Origin of the sequence: Streptomyces sp. NPDC058469 (genome assembly GCF_042721125.1) — a bacterium.
Taxonomy (GTDB): domain Bacteria; phylum Actinomycetota; class Actinomycetes; order Streptomycetales; family Streptomycetaceae; genus Streptomyces.
Genome location: NZ_JBHXME010000056.1, coordinates 1 through 17942 on the forward strand (window position 1 = coordinate 1; position 17942 = coordinate 17942).

The following is a 17942-nucleotide window of genomic DNA, read 5'->3' on the forward strand; positions in this document are numbered from 1 at the left end:
CCATTCGTAACCGGCCGTGGCCAGCTCGTCGAGGAAGCGGATGTACGGCACCTGCTGCTCGTCCTCGGGGAACCAGATGCCCCAGGAGTCGGGGGCGGAGCCCAGGCAGAGGTTGCCGGCGATGGTGCGGAGCGGGCCTGGCGCCGTTGCCATGACATGTCCCTTCACCCCGAGATCGGGAGATTCGTTGTGTTTGCTGTCGCGCTCTACTAGCGCGCTCTAGTACGAGTACGATGACCCTGGTCCAAATGTCATGTCAATAGCCTGTTGCCGGGAGATTTCGAGTCCACTGGCTAAGGTGGGCCGCGTCGAAGGGTGGTTTCACAGGTGGATGCATCGGGCAAGCAGCGGCCCACGATGGCGGATGTCGCCGAGAAGGCCGGTGTCTCCAGGGCGCTGGTCTCGATCATCTTCCGCAACCAGCCGGGCGCCAGTGACGAGACCCGGCAGCGGGTGCTGAGGGTGGCCGACGAGATCGGCTATCGCCCCGACAGCGCGGCCCGGCTGCTGGCCCGCGGCCGCAGCCGCACGCTCGGCGTGATGTTCACCGTGCACCAGACCTTCCACACCGACCTCATCGAGGGCATCTACGCCGAGGTCGAGCGCCTCGGCTACGAGGTGCTGCTGTCGGGCGCCACGCAGGGCCGCAGCGAGGAGAAGGCCGTGGAGGCGCTGCTCAGTCACCGCTGCGAGGCGGTGATCCTGCTCGGCTCGTTCGCGGAGCCTTCCCTTCTCGACGAACTGGGGCGCCGTACGGTCGCCGTCTCCGTCAGTCGGCGGGTTCCGCTCGCCCACGTCGACTTCGTGCACTCCGCCGAGGGCAAGGGTGTACGGCAGGCCATGGACCACCTCGCCGAGTTGGGGCACCGCCGGATTGTGCACATCGACGGCGGCGGCGGCCCCGGCTCGGCCGAGCGGCGCCGCGCCTACCGGGCGGCGATGCGGCGCCACGGGCTCGAGTCCGAGGCTCGCGTCGTCTCCGGTGATCACACGGAGCAGTCGGGCATCGAGACCGGTCGGCTGCTCCTGGCGGAACGCGACCAGGGGCAGCCCCTGCCGACCGCGGTCCTCGCCGGCAACGACCGTTGTGCGATGGGCCTGTTGATGACCCTGACCAGGGCCGGTGTCGAGGTGCCGCGCGATGTGTCCGTCGTCGGCTATGACGACAGCCATCTCTCGCATCTGATGCCGATCGGTTTGACCACCGTCCGTCAGGACGCGGGGCTCATGGCGGAGTACGCGGTGCGCTTCGCGGTGGAGCGGCTGGAGAAGCCCGAACTGGAGCCGCGGGAAGCGGTGTTGGACCCGAAGCTGGTGGTCCGGGGGAGCAGTGGGCCGGTCCCGGAACCGCCGGCCTGAGAGGCGGACGTACGGTTCCGGGGCGAGCGGGGCGGAGCGGTTACCGCGTCCCCTTCGCGGCGAACTTGGCTACGGCGTCCACGTTGTCCTTGGTGATGAAGGCCGGGCCGGTCAGCACCGGGGCAGTGCCGCCGCCGCTGAAGTTGCCGTTGGTCTTGTAGAGCCACAAGGAGTCGACCGCCAAGTAGCCCTGCAGGTAAGGCTGTTGGTCGACCGCGAACTCCACGGACCCGTCCTGGACGGCCTTCACCAGTTGCTGGTTGAGGTCGAAGGTCGCGACCTTGGCCTTGCTGCCCGAGTCGGACAACGACTGGATCGCCGTCAGCGCGATCGGGGCGCCCAGGGTGACCACCTGGTCGATGGAGGAGTCCTGGCTGAGCTTCGCGGTGATCGTCGACTTCACGGACGGCATGTCGGTGCCGTTGACGTAGAGGATGTCGGTCTTGCCGCTGAAGCCCTTCTTCAGGCCGGCGCACCGGGCCTCCAGGGCGACCTGGCCCTGTTCCTGGACGACGCAGAGGGCGTGTTTGGCGCCGAGTTGGTTCAGGCGCTGGCCGAATGCCTGGCCGGCGATGTTCTCGTCCTGTCCGAAGTACTCCAGCATGCCGAGCTTCTTCCAGTCGCTCACACCGGAGTTGAAGCCGACCACGGGGATGCCGGCCGACTTCGCCTTGGCCACCACGTCCTTCATGGCGTCCGGCTTGGCGGCGGTGAGTGCGATGCCGTCGACCTTCTGGTCGATCGCGTTCTGCACGAGGTTGGCCTGGTTGCCGGCGCTGGGGTCGCTGGAGTAGACGAGCTTGACGTTGTCCTTGGTGGCAGCGGCCTGGGCGCCCTTACGGACCAGATCCCAGAACGTGTCGCCGGGGGCGGCGTGGGTGACCATGGCCACGGTCATACGAGGGGTGGTGGCCTTGCCCGCGGAGGCGGCGCCCCCGTCATCCGTGGACTTCTTGCCGCCGGAGCTGCTGGAGCAGCCCGTGGCGAACAGGGCGCCGGTGAGGACTGCGGCCGTCAGGACGGCGGCTCGGTGGTTTCTGTGCATGTCCCTTGCACCTCACTGTGCTTGTTGGGGTTCGTGCTCGTCGGAGTTCGTCTCAGGGGGAGCGGATTGCGGGCCGATGCGGCCGGCGGGCTGCGGCCGGGCATCGACGGGTGGCGGGGAGCCCCCTGGCGACGGTGGTGGAGGCGTGCTCGTCCCAGGCGAGGCGGGCTGGTGGTCACCGGGTGCCTCGCGTGGGTGGGGTGGTGCGGCGTGGAAGCGGTCATGGGTGCGACTGCTCGGGGTGCGTTACTAGAGCGCGTCATTAGCGCGCTCTAGTAGCTCGTAACTATGAGACCGGCTCCAGGGGATGTCAATCGGTTTGTCAGGACGTTTCGACAACTGCGCCTGCTTCACGCTTGAGAGTTCAAACGAGCTCGACGGGGCTCCATTGCGAAGCTTCAAGCGTCGCTTTGTGGGGATCTCGCCGATTCTGGCAGCGATTGCGAGAATTCGAGGTCAAGATCGAAGCGGGATATGGGTACGCAGCAGGCGGAACGAGGCTCGGGCGTACACGGCCCGCTTGATGGTCTTGGGGCCCGGCGCGCCGTGTCCGGCCTGGCGTACCTACTCCAGCAGCTGGTGGCCGCGCCGGTGTTGGAGCAGGTCGTGGAAGGTGCGGGCGAGGTCACAGGCTCGGGCGATGTCGGGACCTGTCGGCCGTACTCCAAGCGGCTGTTCTTCCTCGCGGCGCTTCAGGGCGCCGCGAGGCAGCATGATCCATGTGGTGATCTTGCGCGGGCTGGGGACGGCGGTGCGGGCGGGTTCGACGGTGCCGGTCCTGAGTCGGCCTCATGTCGGCGCACTGGCGGATCTCCCGGAAGAGTTCGGTCGGGCTGGTCGTGCCGTCGGCGAGCCATTCGGTCAGGTACGTGGTGTAGGGCTCCTGTACGCCTTTGGGGTGCCCGTGCCGGGGGACGTCGGAAGGCTCGTCGCGGGAGTTCGATGTCAGGGGCCGACGGACGTCAGCTGGGTGCCGGTTCCGGCCTGCCGTGGTCCCCGGAGTCGTGGTCACGCACGTGGCCTGCCCAGAGCGGGGCACGGTAGACGACCACGTCTGCGTTCGATCCCAGCGGCGCAGCGTCGTGCAAACCGCTGTCGGTCGTGTCGGCGGGGTCCGGTCCCCAGAGCGCGGTCGCGGCGTCGGGTACGGGCGCGGTGGCGTCCGGCGGCTGTGTCGCCAACTGCGTGACGTAGCCGACGAGGACCGAGATCATGATCGACGCGGTTGCCTCGGTGCTCAGCGGGCCGAGCCGTCCCGAACGCTCTTGTTCGCGCAGCAGCGTCGTCAACGAGCGACGAACCTCCGTGAACGCATCCCTCAGGCTCTCCGCCAGCACATCGTTGCGCAGGCTCTCCGACCAGGTGAGCAAGGCGACCGAGGCCAGGCCGTTGCGCTCGTGTTCGGTGCGGACATAGCCGAGCAACTCGGCGAGCACTGCGCCCGCACCCCGGCTCCCGTGGCGTTGCGCCAAGTCCGCGGCCGCCTGGCTGATGCGGCTGAGGTTCTGAGCGGCGATCGCAGCGATGATCTCGTTCTTGCTCGAGAAGTACAGGTAGACCACGCCGGAGGACACTTCGGCCTCACGGCATACATCCGCCATGGACGTGGCGTGGAAGCCGTCACGCAAGAAGCAGCGGCGGGCGGCGTCGAGAACATGCCTCCGGCGCGCGTCGCGATACTCCTCGGTGACCTTGGGCATGACCTTGACCCTAACATAAAAAGAACGATTGGTCGGTTTTGGTCGACGTGCGGCGGGGCCTCCGCTTCGTAAGAAGAAGCTGCTCATGTCCCGGTGGGGGCGCCGGGATCGAGTTCTACGCGGAGCAGGGCGGCGTTGCGTACGACACCGGCGGGCGGGGCGGTGGTGCCGCCGTCGGTCGTCACGTACAGAACGCGTCCCTTGTCCCCGGGCTCACATCCCCAGTAGGCGCTGGACGGCCCGACGAGCACCGGGTCGAACGGCTCTCCGGCGAGGTGGCGCACCTCGCTGCCGTGCCGCGGGGTGAGCGGGACGCGGTCGAGGGTGTTCGCGCGGTGCCGGGCGACGTACGCGAAACCGGCCGCCTCGTCGATCGCGAAGTCGTCGCCGTCGGTGATCGCCGCGACGAACTCGGGAATGCCTGCCGCGTCGAGCGTGACGGGGTCGACCGGGACGCGCATGAACACCTTCTGTGCGGTCGAGGTGTAGTAGAGGTATCCCGTCTCCGCGCCGTAGCGCACGCCGTTGATCCCCGGCTGTGGCGGCCACGGAATCTCGCTGTCCGGGTCATCGGCCATCGTGTCGTGCTCGGCCCAGACCCGCGCGGTCGCGCTGTGCGCGCCGGGTGTCAGGTCGACGCGCCAGATCAGTCCGGCGAAGCAGTCGGCTACGGCCATCACACCGGGGCCGAGCCGGCAGCTGCCGTTCAACCCCCGCGCCCGCTCGTCGAAGGTGAGGATCACCGCCGGGTCGACCGGCGAACCCGGGGACCAGCCGTTGAGATCGAGGCGGACCAGGTGGGACTCGTGGGTGGTGTAGGCCTCGGTCAGGCTCAGGACGAACACGTCGGGTTCGATTTCGACGATGCCCGTGACGGGGTGGTCGAAGGTGTGCACGAGCACCGGATCGGCGAGCGTGCGTGCCGGGCCCGGCACGTACCACAGCTCCTTCTGCAGCACGGCGGTGATCAGCACCGAGCCGTCGGCGCGGACGGTGAGGTTCTCCAGGAAGTACTTCTCGGGGAAGTGCGCGACCGGGGTAACGGCGACCTGGGGAAGCGGGGCGATGGTCATGAGGATCCCTTTCCGCTGCGTGTTTGTCGGGGCCCTTACTGGTCGAGTCCGGTGGCGTTCGCCGGCACGTCGTAGGCGATCAGCGTGAGGGAGACGGCGGTGAACCAGCCCATCAGGACCGTGACGTCGGCGACGCCGGAGTCGCCGAGCACCTGCCGTGCGCGGTGCGACAACCCCTGCGGTACGACGCGCACGCCGGCCAGGGTCGAGGCGAGTTCGTAGACGGTCTGCTGCCGCTCGTCGTCGAACGCGGTGGGTGCTCCGGTGATCAGGGCCTCGACCTTCGCGGGGTCGAGCCCGCCGAGGATCTCCCCGATCTTCTCGTGCTCGTGGCACGCGTACGCGGCACCCCAGCGCCCGCAGATGACGCAGGTCGCGATCTCGATCTCCGCCTTCGACAACGTCGAATCCGTCTGGAAGTACGCGCCGATCGGCGCGATCGTCTTCAGGAGGGTCGGGTTCGCCGCCCAGATCTTGTGCGGGCCCGGGACCAGGCCGCGTAGCTTCAGGGTGAAGGCGAACGCCTCCCGCATCTCCGTCGGCATCTCGTCGACCGGCGTTTCCACGAACCGGCCGAACGTGCCGAAGTCGTTCGGGTCATCGAGCATGGCCTTGAGGTCGTTGGCACTGTGCATGGTCACTCCTGGACGGTCTGTGTCGTGGGCATCTCGGCGGGCACGTCGTATGCGTTGAGCAGGGTGGCCAGCGTCAGGTAGTGGACGGCGATGAACACCACCGTGTCGAAGCCCCGCTGCCCAAGCCCCTGGACCGCCGCGTCGTACAGCGGTCCGGGCACGGCGCCACCGTGCGTCAACGCGGTCGCGACATCCGCGGCGAGCAGCTCGTCCTCACCCAGATCCGTCGGCCGTGTACCCGCGCTGAGCGCCGCGATCTGGTCCGGCCGCAATCCGGCACGCAACGCCAGCGGCGTGTGCGCGTACAGCTCGTAGGCGGCGTCGAACCGGCCGCCGATTGTCAGGATCACCACTTGGCGCGCTCGCTCGCTGACGCCGTCCAGCTTCTGGGCCATGGCGATGAACCGGCCCAGCGGCACCGCCAGATCCGGGAAGTGCAGCATCACGCTCCACGGCCCGACGAACGCGCCGTCGGAGTTCCTGACCTCGAAGCCCTGATATTCCTCGGCCTGGGTCATCTGCTCGAAGGACTCGTAGAGGGGGCGCTGCTCGGCGGTCAGCTCCGCCGGGCGCAGTAGCGGCAGTCGCATGGTGCTCTCCCTGAGCTGCGTGTGCTCAAAAAATGAGCGTTCATTTTATTTCAGACTCCACGCTACGACCGTCGGAGGCGATGAGCAAACGGTCCCGTCCCTCGTCAACTTGTGGGCCGGAGGGGTGGATGTGTGGCCCTCTCGTGATCAGGGCTTGTGTCGTTCGCTCTGGTGAGGGGCCGGGTGGCTGTCGAGGCGATCGCTGACGTCGGGCACGGGGTTTTCAGGTCGAGTTCGTTGTTGCGGACTGCGTACGCCGTCGTGAGGCTCTGGCGGCTGTGTGGAGCCAGAGGGTCGGGTCGCTCGGGCCGGTTCGGAAGGTGCGTACGTACTGTGAGTCCCGGCTGGGGCGTGATCACGCGATGCTGATGGACTTCAATCCGCGGGTGACGGGGCTGGTGTCGCAGCCGTTCCGGCTGTTCTGGCCCACGCGCCGGGGGGCGACTGGGGCACGTCCCCGACTTCTTCGCCCGTCTTGCCGATGGCGCCGGGGTGGTGGTCGACGTCCGTCCGGACGACCGGATCGAGCCGGACGACGCCCAGGCGTTCGCGGTGACCCAGCGGGTCTGCGACCTGGCGGGCTGGCAGTTTCGCCGGGCGGGAGCCGATTGACTCGGTGCTGCTGGCGAACGTGCGCCGGCTGCGGGGCCACGGACACCCGCGCAACGAGACGGCCGGCTACCTGCCGCTGGCGTTGTCGGCGGAGGATTACCTGAAGCTGTTGCCGACCCGCTGGCAGGTGGTCAGCTCCTACGGAATCAAGATCAAGCACCGGATCTACGACGGCGACGCGTTCGACGGGCTGCGGCGGGAGAAGTCCGGTCCGGCCGATCACAAGGGCCGCTGGGAAGTACGCCATGACCCTTACGACGTCCGCCTCGTGTGCCCGGGCTGGTCAGGACCGGCAGCCGCAACCCGAGGCGCTCTTGGCTTCGGCGACCGTGAGGGCCGGGTCGCTGGACTGCTCGGTGGGCGTGCAGCAGGCGGTAACGCCGCAACACGAGTCGCCGGCCTCACTTCCCGCAGCCTCGTGGCTCGCATCGCCGCTGGTGATGGGCTTGGCGGCGCGGACGATGGCGGAGTGCATGCCGTCGGCGACCGCATGGGTCGGGGTGATCTCGACACCTGTGAATCCGGCGGCTTCCAGGCCCTGGCGGTATTCGGCGAAGGAGAGAGCCCCGGCGATACACCCAACGTAGTCGCCGCGCTCGGCCCGCTGGGCCGGGGTGAGGGCGTCATCGGCGACGACGTCGGAGATGCCGATCCGGCCTTCGGGCTTGAGCACGCGGAAGGTCTCGGCGAAGACGGCCGCCTTGTCGGTGGACAGGTTGACCACACAGTTGGAGATCACGACGTCGATCGTGTTCGCGGGCAATGGGATGGCCTCGATAGGGCCCTTGAGGAACTCGACGTTGGTGGCCCCAGCCTCCTTCTGGTTGGCCAGCGCGAGGACGAGCATCTCCTCGGTCATGTCCAGGCCGTACGCCTTGCCGCTGGGGCCGACCCGGCGGGCGGAGAGCAGGACGTCGATGCCGCCACCGGATCCGAGGTCGAGCACGTGCTCGCCTTCGTGGAGATCGGCGACGGCGGTGGGGTTGCCGCAGCCGAGCGAGGCGGCGACTGCCGCGGTGGGCAGCTGATCGCGCTCGTCGGCGGCGTACAGGGCGGAGCCGAAGTTGTCGTCAACCTCGATCGCCTGCGGCCCGCAACACGCGGTGCCGCCCTCGGCGACCTGGACGGCGGCTGCCGCGTACCGCCGGCGGACGGTCTCGCGCAGTTCGGTGGACTGCTCGCTCATGACGTGCTCCTCGACAGATCCGGTTGCATTGACGTTCCTCGATGCAAGCTTGCGCCCTGAATTGAAAAGCGTCAATATAGAAGCATGTCGAAACAAGAGCTGGTCCTGCTCGGCCAGGATGAGACCGACTGCTGTCCCACCCTGCTGACCGAACCCATGGACCAGGACCAGGCCATGGACCTGGCCAGGGTGTTCAAGGCGCTCGGGGACCCGGTCCGGCTGCGGCTGCTGTCGATGATCGCCTCGCGGGCCGGAGGGGAGATCTGCGTGTGTGATCTGACCCCCGCCTTCGACCTGTCGCAGCCGACGATCTCCCACCACCTGAAGCTGCTCAAGCAGGCCGGGCTGATCGGCTCCGAGCGACGCGGCACCTGGGTGTACTACCGGCTCGTCCCGGAGACCACCGACCGACTCGCGCAGGTCCTCACCCGCCCCGCCGAGCCGACCGGGGCCGCCTCGTGAGCACGGCGTCTTCCCCCGCTGCCGGTGCGGTCGCGGGCCGCCTCTCCTTCCTCGACCGCTACCTGGCGGTGTGGATCCTGGCCGCCATGGCAGTGGGCCTGGGGCTCGGCCGGTTGGCGCCCGGTCTCGGTGACGCGCTGGTGAAGGTCACCGTTACCGGTGTCTCGCTGCCCATCGCGCTGGGCCTGCTGGTGATGATGTACCCAGTGCTGGCGAAAGTCCGCTACGACCGGCTGGAGACCGTCACCCGTGACCGGCGGCTCCTGCTGCCCTCGCTGGTGCTGAACTGGGTACTCGGGCCCGCGGTCATGTTCGCGCTCGCCTGGATCTTCCTGCCCGACCTGCCCGAGTACCGCACCGGTCTGATCATCGTGGGCTTGGCCCGGTGCATCGCCATGGTGATCATCTGGAACGACCTCGCCTGCGGCGACCGCGAGGCCGCCGCCGTTCTGGTCGCCCTCAACTCCGCCTTCCAGGTCCTCGCGTTCAGCCTGCTCGGCTGGTTCTACCTGACCGTGCTGCCCGGCTGGCTCGGTCTGGAGCAGACCGCGTTGGACGTCTCGGTGTGGGAGATCACCCGCTCCGTGCTGATCTTCCTCGGCATCCCCCTGCTGGCCGGATTCCTGACCCGCCGCCTCGGCGAGAAGGCCAAGGGCCGCACCTGGTACGAGACGAAGCTGATCCCACGCATAGGACCGTTCGCCCTGTACGGACTGTTGTTCACCATCGTGGTGCTGTTCGCGCTCCAGGGCGACGCCATCACCTCGAAGCCGCTGGACGTGGTCCGGATCGCACTGCCGCTGCTGGTGTACTTCGCGCTCATGTGGGCCGGCTCCATGGCCCTCGGCCGCGCAGTCGGCCTCGACTACCCGAAGGCAACAACGCTGGCGTTCACTGCCGCGGGCAACAACTTCGAGCTGGCCATCGCGGTGGCCATCGCCACCTTCGGTGCCACCAGCGGCCAGGCCCTCGCCGGGGTGGTCGGCCCGCTCATCGAGGTCCCCGTCCTGATCGGCCTCGTGTACGTGGCACTCGCCTCCCGCCGTTTCTTCCCCGACGGGCCCGCCCCGGCAGCCGAGCGGGCCGTCGCTCCGGAAGGACCCGCCCGTGTCTGACGCCCCCGCCGCCAAGCCGTCAGTGCTGTTCGTTTGCGTGCACAACGCCGGACGCTCCCAAATGGCCGCCGCCTGGCTCACCTACCTCGCCGGAGACCGGATCGAGGTCCGCTCTGCCGGCTCTGTCCCCGCCGACAGAGTGAACCCGGCCGCCGTCGCCGCGATGGCCGAGGCCGGCATCGACATCTCCACCCAAGTCCCGAAGGCCCTGGCCTCCGAGGCCGTACGTGCTTCCGACGTTGTCATCACCATGGGTTGCGGCGACACCTGCCCTGTCTTCCCCGGCAAGCGCTACCTCGACTGGAAGCTCGACGACCCCGCCGGACAGGACTTCGAAGCAGTCCGGCTGATCCGCGACGAGATCGAACGGCGGGTCCGCGCACTCATCGACGAGATCGCGTAACACCGCACCTGCCGCGTCGTACGCGATGCCGCCCGCCGACAACGAAAACTGGGACGGCCGCGCCCGAACCGCTGCCGACGGCAACACCTCCTGGGATTCACCAAGCCGTCGCGTTCACCATCTTGCCTGTCCCCTGTCACCGAGGTGCCCGGCGGGAGCGGGGAACGGGACGGGACACAAACAGACAGCGGGTTTCGGGCGCCCGAAATGGCAGAGAGCCCCGCTTGCAACGTAGGCAGGCACCCGAGTCGGATCCGGCATCAACTGCGGATCCGGTCATCCGTCCAAGGCGCGGCGGGAGAACGGAGAGGCGTAGCCGACGGTGATGAGACTCTTTGAAATCGCTTCGATCGTCTTGCTGTAGGCAGTGACACGGTCCCGGCAGATGATCTCGGCGCCGTGGTGCGCGGTGAGCCAGGCGGCGAAGGTGTCGCACTCGCGGTCGGGCAGGACATCGACAGCGCGGCCGGATTCGACGTCGACCAGCGGGGTGCCGTACCGCTTCTCCTCCTGGAGCGCGAAGCCGTCGACGCCCAGCACGTGCGGCGCCCGTTCGGGGACGGCCGGCTCCGTGAGCAGGCCCAGGAGTCGGGTCCGGCCCGCCGTCAGCCGCAGCCGCAGGCACAGCCGTTGTCCCGGTGTGCTTGGCGATGTCCTGGGGGCCCGCCCGGCCCGCATTCCACGAGGGCGAGGCCTTCCGGTGTGATGTCGAGGCCGGCGAGGTCGCCGGTGGCGGAGACCTGCATGGCGCCGAGGCCGGCGCTGTCGACGCCGCAGTTGTTGGAGACGACCGACAGTCCGCTCACGCCCGGTCGTACAGCGCGGCGATCACGACGTTCGGCACTCCGCTGAGGCCGAACCCGCCGACGGCCGGCGAGGCGCCGTCGCCGATGTCGTGTACCGCGCCGGCCGCGGTCGCGCAGATCTTGTTCACGGGACGGACTCCTTGTCCATGGACGGTGGTTCGTTCCGTGGCAGGTCCGGCGCGGGGACGTCGAACAGGCGGAGTTGGAGGGCGAGCGTCGCGTAGTAGCCGACGAGTGTGGACAGTTCGAAGAGCGCGGTCTCGCCGAGCGCGTCCCGGGCGGCCTCGTACCAGGTGTCGTCGAGGTGCCGCGGTGGGGTCGCGAGCGTGCGGGCCGTCGCCCAGGCCGCGTGCTCGAACGGATCGGTCAGACCCGGGTCGGCGCCGTCGCGCAGGGCGCGGATCTCGGCGTCGGTCAGTCCGGCGGCGCTGCCGGCCGGTTCGTGGGCGTACCGCTCGAAGGCGCTGTCCCAGACGGCGGCGACGACGAGGACAGCTGTCTCGCGCACCCGGGGCGACAGTGTGGTGCGGTAGCGGATCGCCGCTCCGAGCCCCTGGAGCGCGCTGCCCGTCCGGGGGCTCAACAGCATCGCGTTGAAAGGGCCGTTGAGGTGTCCGTCCGCGTCGGTGAGGGCGAACGGCTGGGGTCCGGCGGAGCGCGGTCCGCCGGTGATGTCCGCGTACAGGGCACGCTGGTCGGGATCGAGCCGCTCCGGGTGGAACAGGGGGAGGCGGCCGGTGGACGTCGGGGGCATCGGGGCTCCGTAACGTGTGCAGTGGCTCGGGAGGGCCGGGCACTCAGGCCCGTTCGGTCGCCTTCTGCGCCAGCGCCGCCAGATCGGCGTCGGTGAGCAGCCGCCCCTCGCGGGCCATCACCTCACGGGCCGCCCGCAGTACGACGTCGACCTGCGCGGGTTCCAGATCGATGCCCAGGGCGGCCAGCTTGTCGGCGAGCGTGTAGGGACCGCTGTCCGGAGTGAACGGCGTCCTGCGCTCGTTGCCGACGAGCGCGGGCTCCAGACAGTTGTGCAGCAGTGGGTCGACGGCGGTCTCCTGGGTGATCAGGTCCATGCCTCCCCAGGAGAAGGCATTCGTGCCGGTCACGGGGTGGTTCCAGGCGACGTGATAGCCGGTCAGGGCCTCACCGGCCCGGGCGAGGTCCGTCAGCCGCTCGGACCTGATTCCGGTGCGCACCCCGTACAGCGCCTCGAAGGCCATCGCGGTGGCGGCCAGGTCTGCGTTGCCGGGACCCCCGCAGTAGCCGTTGACGGACAGCTCGACCACGTCGGCGCCGGCCCGGACGGCGGCGACCGCGCAGGCCACGGCGAGCCCGAAGGTGTTGTGGGGGTGCAGCCCGACCTGGACACCGGGGGCGAGCTCCCTGGTACGGGTGACCAGGTGGCCGTAGGCCTCGGGGCTCATGGCGCCGGGGCCGTCGAAGAGGGTGAGTTCGGTGGCGCCGGCCCCGGTCAGGACGGCGACCGACTCCTCCAGGACCGCGTCGGTGAGGTACGAGACCATCAGCATCGGTACGACCGCGTCCAGGCCCCGGGAGCGGGCGTGCCGGATCAGGGGTACGGCGCGGGCCAGTACGTCGGCGCGGCTGCGCGGGGTGTCCGCAGTGCGCCACTCCTCGCCCTGCCAGGAGCGTTGGTAGACGGCCGGGTTGTAGATCAGGGAGGCCTCGCCGAAGCCCTGCACCCAGATCTGGACGGCGTCGTAGCCGGCGTCGGCGGCGCGGTCGATGTCCGCGGTGGTGCGCAGCAGGGGAAGGACCGTCCTGCAGTCGGGGTTCTCGCCCTTGACGGTGTCGACCTCGGTGCGTAGGGCCGCGTCGTCCCGGCCGGCGAGCCCCGCCGTCACGACCTCGCGGACGCCCGCGCCGACGAGCCGGCGCAGATAGCCGGCCTTCGCCTCGGTGGTGGCCACGACGCCGGGCAGGGTTTCGACCGACCTCAGGGTGGCGTCCCGCAGCCGTACCGAATCGGGCATCGATCCGCTCGTGTCCGGGTGCCGGGTGAGGGGACTGACCGACCAGCGGCCCGGCTCGTAGGCGCCGGGCGCGCGCCTGGCGGCGATCTCGGCCCGGAAACGGGAGATCTCCTCGTCGGTGAACACGGCCGGTTTGTCCATGAGTCCCTCCCGGTGGGCGTTCCGCAGCTCTCTTCTTGTCTCTTCTTGAGTGTCCATCCAAACATTCTGTCGACACTCATGCAAGAGAAGTGGGGTCCATCTGCGATTATCTGGCGCGGTGTTTACTTTCTGTCGACACTCGCTGAAACTGTCGGCAGATGAACGCCCACCTTGAACCGAGGGAGACCCCGTGACCGAAGACGTGCCCCCGGCCTGGCCGGGCCGCCTGGCCGGGCGCATCGCCGTCATCAGCGGCGCCGGCAGCGTGGGCCCCGGCTGGGGCAACGGACGTGCCGCCGCCGTCCTCTTCGCCCGGGAGGGTGCCACCGTCCACCTCACCGACCTCGACAAGGAGACGCTGGAGGTGACGGCGGACCAGGTCCGCGCCGAAGGCGGAGCGGTGCGCACGGACCTGCTGGACGTGACCGAACCCGCCGCCGTGCGCGAGTACTTCGAGGAGACCGGGCGCCGGGCGGGCCGGATCGACATCCTCGTCAACAACGTCGGCGGCTCCCGCGCGGGCGGTGTCGTCGATCTTTCCCTGGACGAGTGGAACAGCCAGCTCCTGACCAACCTGACCAGCGCGTTCCTGGCCTGCAAGTACGTGATCCCGATCATGCGGAACGGCGGGGGCGGTTCCATCGTCAACACCGCCTCGGCGTCCGGGCTGCGCTGGACCGGAGCGGCCCAGGCCGGCTACGCGGCGGCCAAGGCGGCGGTCATCCAGCTGTCCCGTGTCACCGCCGTCGAGTACGCGCCCGACAACATCCGGGTCAACACCGTCGTGCCGGGACAGCTGCACACGCCGATGGTCGAGGCACGGCTCGCCGGTCAGCGGGCGGACGGTGACGTGGCCAAGTTGCTCGCCCAGCGGCAGGCCCGGATCCCCCTCGGCTTCATGGGCGACGGCCGGGACACGGCGTACGCCGCCCTCTTCCTCGCCTCCGACGAGGCGCGGTTCGTGACCGGCACGGAGATCGTCGTGGACGGTGGAATGACGGCCCGCTGTGACTGAGCCCATCCTCGACCGTCCCCGGCCCGCGCCCTCGCCGGGCTGCCCGCCCCCGCACCCGGCACCGCGCAGACCCGCCCTGGTGCTTCCGCCCGACAGCTGCGACGCGCACTGCCATGTCTTCGGACCCGCCGAGGTCTTCCCCTACGCGCCGGAGCGCACCTTCACCCCCGTCGACGCGCCGAAGGAGCAACTGGCATCACTCCACGCCCACTTGGGGCTCACCCGGGCCGTGATCGTCCAGTCCTCCTGCAACGGCTCCGACCACCGGCTGCTGCGCGACGCCCTGGACGCCGGTGGCGGACGGCTGCGCGGAGTGGCGCTGATCGGTGACACCACCACGCGCGCGGAGATAGAGGAACTGCACCGGGCCGGCGTGCGCGGCTTCCGCCTCAACTTCCTGCCGCACCTGCGCACCGCGCCGACCCGGCAGGAGATCGACTCCGTGCTGGAACGGGTGGACGGCCTCGACTGGGTCGCCGAACTCCACCTCACCGGGCGGGAGGTGAGCGACTACGAACCGCTCATCCGCTCCCTGCCGGGACGGGTGGCCGTCGACCACCTCGCCCGGGTGGACATCACGGAGGGACCCGGCAGTGCCGCCCTGCGCAGTCTGCGCTCACTGCTCGACACAGGCGACGTCTGGCTCAAGGTGAGCGGCGCCGACCGGGTCTCCCGGCAGGGTCCGCCGTACCAGGACGCCGTGGCGCTGGCCGCCTCGTTCGTCGCGTACGCCCCCGAGCGCACCGTCTGGGGCACCGACTACCCCCATGTGAACATCGCCGGGGCCGCACCGGACGACGGCCTGCTCGTGGACCTGCTGACGGAGATCGCCCCCGATCCCGCGCGGCTGCGCAGGCTGCTGGTCGACAACCCTGCCGAACTCTTCGACTTCCCCCGCGACGAAGATCCGCGCGCACCGCATCCGGAGCACTCATGACGCACTTCGACGGCTCCCTCCTCGCCAGGGGCTCCGACGGCTACGAGGCCGCACGCCTCGGCGCGGTCTGGAACGCCCGCAAGCCCGACCGTCACCCCGCCCTCATCCTTGTGGCCCGGAGCGACCGGGACGTCCAGGAAGGCGTACGGCTGGCCGCCGCCCGGGGCCTGACGATCTCCGTCCGCTCCGGCGGGCACAGCTGGATCGGCACCGGCGTGCGCGAGGGCGGTCTGCTGATCGACCTGTCCGCGCTGGACGAGGTCACCATCGACGCCCCGGCCCGCCGTGCCACCGTCCGCCCCGCCGTCCAGGGATCACGCCTCAACACCCTGCTCGCGGAGCGCGGCCTGGTCTTCCCCAGCGGTCACTGCCCCTCGGTGGGCATGGGCGGCTTCCTGATCGGCGGCGGCTACGGCTGGAACTCGCGTGCCCTGGGCCCGGCGTGCTTCAGCGTGGAGGCCGTCGACGTGGTGCTGGCCGACGGCACCCTGACGCACGCCACGGACGAGACCCACCCGGACCTGATGTGGGCGGTACGCGGCTCGGGCCCCGGCTTCTTCGGCGTGGTCACCCGCTTCCATCTGCGGGTGTATCCGGCGTACGACCAGATCCTGCGCAGCGCCTACGTCTTCCCCCGGGAACTGCGCGACGAGGTGCTGGCGTGGACCTACGACGCCGTACCGCATATCTCGACGTCCCTGGAGATGTCCGCCAAGGTCGCCCACACGCCCGGGATCGAGCGCCAGACCACGACTGTCACGGCCGCCGCGTTCTGCGCCGGCGGCGCGGGCCCCGAGATGCTGGAGCCGCTGGAGAAGGCCCCCTTCCTGCGGCACGCCCTGCGCCGGGTCGAGCGGGTGCCCGCCACGCTGGACGACCTCTACGCGCTGTCCGACACGCTCACCCCGCAGGGCAACCGGTACGCCGTCGACGGGGTGTGGACCGGGGCGCCGGTGGCGGAGGTGCTCTACGCGGGCCGTGACGTGCTGGACGGGCTGCCCAATCGCGAGAGCTTCCTGCTGTGGATGCTCTGGGGAGGCCAGGCGACGCGCGAGAACGCCTGCTGGTCCACCCAGGCACGGCTCTACTTCTCGCCCAACGCCGTGTGGCGCGACCTCGCCGACGACCTTGCCGCCGAGACCTGGGCCCATGACACGCTGCGCGCGACGGCACCCGTAGCCCGCGGCACGCAGTTCGCCGACGCCAATCCGGCCGACCGGCCCGCCCGCGGGCTGGAGCCCGCACAGGCGGAGCGTCTGGAGCGGCTGAGGCGGCTCCATGACCCGCGGGGCCTGTTCCGTACCTATCTGTCCCCGGAGGAGTCCACCACGGCGCTCGCCCGGCATCGCCAGCGCGCCACGACCCGCTAGTGTCGACAGATTGCCGATAATGGGATCGTTCGACCCCTTGACCATCAAATAGTGTCGACAGTACCGTCGCGTGAACTGCACCACACAAGGAGACAAAGGTGTCCAGGACGTCGGAACCGAATCATGCCCAGCGTATGCGGGGAGCCGTCATCCGTCGTGGAGATGCTTCCTATGAGTCGGCCCGCCTCGACGCGGTGTGGAACGAGCGCAAGCCCGCCCGCTTTCCCGACGTCATCGTCCTGGCCGAGGACGAACAGGACGTCGCCCTGGCGGTACGGTTCGCCCGCGCCGAGGGACTGCGGGTCTCCGTGCGTTCGGGCGGCCACAGCTGGGTCGGCAACGGCGTGCGCGACGGCGGACTGCTGATCGACCTCTCCCGGCTCCAGGACATCACCGTCGACCCCGACACCCGTACAGCCGCCGTTCAGCCGTCCGCCAAGGGGCCCGCCATCCAGGCGGCGCTCGCCCCGCACGGGCTGTTCTTCCCGACCGGACACGCCCCCACCGTCGGCATCGGCGGCTTCATCCTCGGCGGCGGCTACGGCTGGAACTCCCGCCACCTCGGACCGGCCTGCCTGAGCATCCGCGCCGTCGACGTGGTCCTCGCCGACGGCACCCTGGTGCACGCCACCGACGACAACCACCCCGACCTGCTGTGGGCGGCGCGGGGGAGCGGACCCGGCTTCTTCGGGATCGTCACCCGCTTCCACCTGGACACCCACCCGAGCCCCACGAAGATCGTCCGTACGGTGCACAGTTACCCGCTGTCCCTGCGCGACGAGGTCCTCGCCTGGTCCTACGACCTCTTGGAGTCCCTCCCCACCACCGTGGAGTTCTCCGCCAAGGTCGGCTTCACTCCCGGCCTGGACACCCGGACCGTCTCGCTGACCGCCACCGCGTTCTGCACCCCCGAGTACGGGCCGGAGGCGCTGGCCCCCCTGGAGACCGCGCCGTTCCGCGACCTCGCCCTGAGGGCTGTGGTCGGGCAGGAGACCAGCATCGAGGAGCTCTACGACATCGCAGACCGCCTCAACCCGGCCGGTCTGCGCTGGGCGGTGGACGGCGTGTGGGCCGACGGACCCGTCGAGGAGATCCTCACCGCCGCTGTGTCCGTCCTCGACACCATCCCCGACGGCACCAGCTTCGTGCTCTGGATGCTGTGGGGCCACTACCCGCCGCGCCCCGACGCCTGCTGGTCCGCACAGGCCAAGGTCTACCTCTCGCCCAACGCCGGCTGGAGCGAGGCCGCCGAGGACCTGCGGTACGAGAACTGGGTGCACGGCTCCCTGGCCGCCGTACAGCACCTGTCCAGGGGACTGCAGTTCTCCGACAACAACCTCGCCGACCGTTTCGACCTCGGTCTCAGCGTCGACAACGCCGCGCGGCTGGAGAAGATCCGCTGCGCCTACGACCCCGACGGGTTCTTCCGTACCTACATGACGCCGGCCGAGTCCACCACGGCCTACGCCTCCGCCTCGCGCTCGTAGAGCCGCATTCCACGA

General features: G+C 69.7%; 18 protein-coding genes and 2 pseudogenes. 8 read left to right on the forward strand and 12 right to left on the reverse strand.

Annotated elements, in window-relative coordinates:
* Window positions 1-153, reverse strand: a pseudogene (locus tag ACFWP5_RS23645) (2-keto-myo-inositol dehydratase); the annotation flags it as partial.
* A gap of 204 nt (window positions 154-357) precedes the next feature.
* Here ACFWP5_RS23645 and ACFWP5_RS23650 point away from each other — a divergent pair.
* The gene (locus ACFWP5_RS23650; RefSeq protein WP_384160021.1) at window positions 358-1359 is read left to right on the forward strand and encodes a LacI family DNA-binding transcriptional regulator; all 1002 of its coding nucleotides are present in this window, start codon (window positions 358-360) and stop codon (window positions 1357-1359) included.
* Window positions 1360-1399: 40 nt separating this feature from the next.
* On the opposite strand, the gene ACFWP5_RS23655 is transcribed toward ACFWP5_RS23650, so the two are convergent.
* From ACFWP5_RS23655 to arsM, 7 genes are all read right to left on the reverse strand, one after another.
* Window positions 1400-2404: a sugar ABC transporter substrate-binding protein gene (locus ACFWP5_RS23655; RefSeq protein ID WP_384159857.1), complete on the reverse strand. Its 1005-nt coding sequence runs from the start codon at window positions 2402-2404 to the stop codon at window positions 1400-1402.
* Between the two features lie 564 nt (window positions 2405-2968).
* Entirely contained in the window at window positions 2969-3118 is a 150-nt protein-coding gene (locus ACFWP5_RS23660; RefSeq protein WP_384159860.1) for a hypothetical protein, read from the reverse strand.
* Between the two features lie 248 nt (window positions 3119-3366).
* Window positions 3367-4104 carry a TetR/AcrR family transcriptional regulator gene (locus tag ACFWP5_RS23665; RefSeq protein WP_384159863.1) on the reverse strand — a complete coding sequence of 246 codons (738 nt, stop codon included), beginning with the start codon at window positions 4102-4104 and terminating at the stop codon, window positions 3367-3369.
* Between the two features lie 83 nt (window positions 4105-4187).
* Complete coding sequence (locus ACFWP5_RS23670; RefSeq protein ID WP_384159866.1) at window positions 4188-5177, reverse strand: hypothetical protein; 990 nt, start codon at window positions 5175-5177, stop codon at window positions 4188-4190.
* A gap of 35 nt (window positions 5178-5212) precedes the next feature.
* Window positions 5213-5812, reverse strand: coding sequence for a carboxymuconolactone decarboxylase family protein (locus ACFWP5_RS23675; RefSeq protein ID WP_384159869.1), 600 nt, complete (start codon window positions 5810-5812; stop codon window positions 5213-5215).
* A 2-nt stretch (window positions 5813-5814) separates the two neighbouring features.
* A complete protein-coding gene (locus tag ACFWP5_RS23680; RefSeq protein WP_384159871.1) occupies window positions 5815-6402 on the reverse strand; it encodes a carboxymuconolactone decarboxylase family protein in 588 nt (195 codons plus the stop codon).
* 895 nt (window positions 6403-7297) lie between these two features.
* The gene (gene arsM, locus ACFWP5_RS23685) at window positions 7298-8200 is read right to left on the reverse strand and encodes an arsenite methyltransferase (protein ID WP_384159874.1); all 903 of its coding nucleotides are present in this window, start codon (window positions 8198-8200) and stop codon (window positions 7298-7300) included.
* Window positions 8201-8284: 84 nt separating this feature from the next.
* On the opposite strand from arsM, the gene ACFWP5_RS23690 reads away from it, so the two are divergent.
* The 3 genes from ACFWP5_RS23690 to ACFWP5_RS23700 are packed head-to-tail and all read left to right on the forward strand — an operon-like array spanning window position 8285 to window position 10180.
* Window positions 8285-8662, forward strand: coding sequence for an ArsR/SmtB family transcription factor (locus tag ACFWP5_RS23690; protein ID WP_384159877.1), 378 nt, complete (start codon window positions 8285-8287; stop codon window positions 8660-8662).
* Entirely contained in the window at window positions 8659-9777 is a 1119-nt protein-coding gene (gene arsB, locus ACFWP5_RS23695) for an ACR3 family arsenite efflux transporter (RefSeq protein WP_384159880.1), read from the forward strand. Before ACFWP5_RS23690 ends, arsB begins: the two co-directional genes overlap by 4 nt.
* The gene (locus ACFWP5_RS23700; protein WP_384159883.1) at window positions 9770-10180 is read left to right on the forward strand and encodes an arsenate reductase ArsC; all 411 of its coding nucleotides are present in this window, start codon (window positions 9770-9772) and stop codon (window positions 10178-10180) included. The genes arsB and ACFWP5_RS23700 overlap by 8 nt, the downstream gene beginning before the upstream one ends.
* 276 nt (window positions 10181-10456) lie before the next feature.
* Here the strand turns inward: ACFWP5_RS23700 and ACFWP5_RS23705 are convergent, their stop codons facing one another.
* The 4 genes and pseudogenes from ACFWP5_RS23705 to ACFWP5_RS23720 all read right to left on the reverse strand — a co-directional run bounded on the left by ACFWP5_RS23705 (window position 10457) and on the right by ACFWP5_RS23720 (window position 13175).
* The gene (locus tag ACFWP5_RS23705; protein WP_384159886.1) at window positions 10457-10720 is read right to left on the reverse strand and encodes a hypothetical protein; all 264 of its coding nucleotides are present in this window, start codon (window positions 10718-10720) and stop codon (window positions 10457-10459) included.
* Window positions 10721-10923: 203 nt separating this feature from the next.
* Window positions 10924-11114: pseudogene (locus tag ACFWP5_RS23710) on the reverse strand (CoA-transferase); the annotation flags it as partial.
* Entirely contained in the window at window positions 11111-11740 is a 630-nt protein-coding gene (locus ACFWP5_RS23715) for a carboxymuconolactone decarboxylase family protein (protein WP_384159889.1), read from the reverse strand. The gene ACFWP5_RS23715 and the pseudogene ACFWP5_RS23710, both read right to left, overlap by 4 nt.
* A 43-nt stretch (window positions 11741-11783) precedes the next feature.
* Window positions 11784-13175, reverse strand: coding sequence for a hypothetical protein (locus ACFWP5_RS23720; protein ID WP_384159892.1), 1392 nt, complete (start codon window positions 13173-13175; stop codon window positions 11784-11786).
* A 133-nt stretch (window positions 13176-13308) separates the two neighbouring features.
* On the opposite strand from ACFWP5_RS23720, the gene ACFWP5_RS23725 reads away from it, so the two are divergent.
* The 4 genes from ACFWP5_RS23725 (at window position 13309) to ACFWP5_RS23740 (ending at window position 17927) form a co-directional block, all read left to right on the forward strand.
* Window positions 13309-14133, forward strand: coding sequence for an SDR family NAD(P)-dependent oxidoreductase (locus ACFWP5_RS23725; protein WP_384159895.1), 825 nt, complete (start codon window positions 13309-13311; stop codon window positions 14131-14133).
* Window positions 14126-15070, forward strand: coding sequence for an amidohydrolase family protein (locus ACFWP5_RS23730; protein WP_384159898.1), 945 nt, complete (start codon window positions 14126-14128; stop codon window positions 15068-15070). Before ACFWP5_RS23725 ends, ACFWP5_RS23730 begins: the two co-directional genes overlap by 8 nt.
* A complete protein-coding gene (locus ACFWP5_RS23735; protein WP_384159901.1) occupies window positions 15067-16440 on the forward strand; it encodes an FAD-binding oxidoreductase in 1374 nt (457 codons plus the stop codon). The genes ACFWP5_RS23730 and ACFWP5_RS23735 overlap by 4 nt, the downstream gene beginning before the upstream one ends.
* Window positions 16441-16574: 134 nt before the next feature.
* On the forward strand, window positions 16575-17927 hold the full coding sequence (locus tag ACFWP5_RS23740) for an FAD-binding oxidoreductase (RefSeq protein ID WP_384159904.1): 1353 nt from the start codon (window positions 16575-16577) through the stop codon (window positions 17925-17927).
* The last annotated feature ends 15 nt before the right edge of the window (window positions 17928-17942 follow it).

Excerpts from the sequence above, each read along its gene's own strand:
- ACFWP5_RS23720 (WP_384159892.1), bottom strand. The coding sequence starts at position 13,175 with ATGGACACTCAAGAAGAGACAAGAAGAGAGCTGCGGAACGCCCACCGG.
- ACFWP5_RS23740 (WP_384159904.1), top strand. The coding sequence starts at position 16,575 with ATGCGGGGAGCCGTCATCCGTCGTGGAGATGCTTCCTATGAGTCGGCC.
- ACFWP5_RS23650 (WP_384160021.1), top strand. The coding sequence starts at position 358 with ATGGCGGATGTCGCCGAGAAGGCCGGTGTCTCCAGGGCGCTGGTCTCG.
- ACFWP5_RS23675 (WP_384159869.1), bottom strand. The coding sequence starts at position 5,812 with ATGCACAGTGCCAACGACCTCAAGGCCATGCTCGATGACCCGAACGAC.
- ACFWP5_RS23660 (WP_384159860.1), bottom strand. The coding sequence starts at position 3,118 with ATGCTGCCTCGCGGCGCCCTGAAGCGCCGCGAGGAAGAACAGCCGCTT.
- ACFWP5_RS23665 (WP_384159863.1), bottom strand. The coding sequence starts at position 4,104 with ATGCCCAAGGTCACCGAGGAGTATCGCGACGCGCGCCGGAGGCATGTT.
- ACFWP5_RS23715 (WP_384159889.1), bottom strand. The coding sequence starts at position 11,740 with ATGCCCCCGACGTCCACCGGCCGCCTCCCCCTGTTCCACCCGGAGCGG.
- ACFWP5_RS23680 (WP_384159871.1), bottom strand. The coding sequence starts at position 6,402 with ATGCGACTGCCGCTACTGCGCCCGGCGGAGCTGACCGCCGAGCAGCGC.
- ACFWP5_RS23670 (WP_384159866.1), bottom strand. The coding sequence starts at position 5,177 with ATGACCATCGCCCCGCTTCCCCAGGTCGCCGTTACCCCGGTCGCGCAC.
- ACFWP5_RS23655 (WP_384159857.1), bottom strand. The coding sequence starts at position 2,404 with ATGCACAGAAACCACCGAGCCGCCGTCCTGACGGCCGCAGTCCTCACC.
- arsM (WP_384159874.1), bottom strand. The coding sequence starts at position 8,200 with ATGAGCGAGCAGTCCACCGAACTGCGCGAGACCGTCCGCCGGCGGTAC.
- ACFWP5_RS23690 (WP_384159877.1), top strand. The coding sequence starts at position 8,285 with ATGTCGAAACAAGAGCTGGTCCTGCTCGGCCAGGATGAGACCGACTGC.
- ACFWP5_RS23735 (WP_384159901.1), top strand. The coding sequence starts at position 15,067 with ATGACGCACTTCGACGGCTCCCTCCTCGCCAGGGGCTCCGACGGCTAC.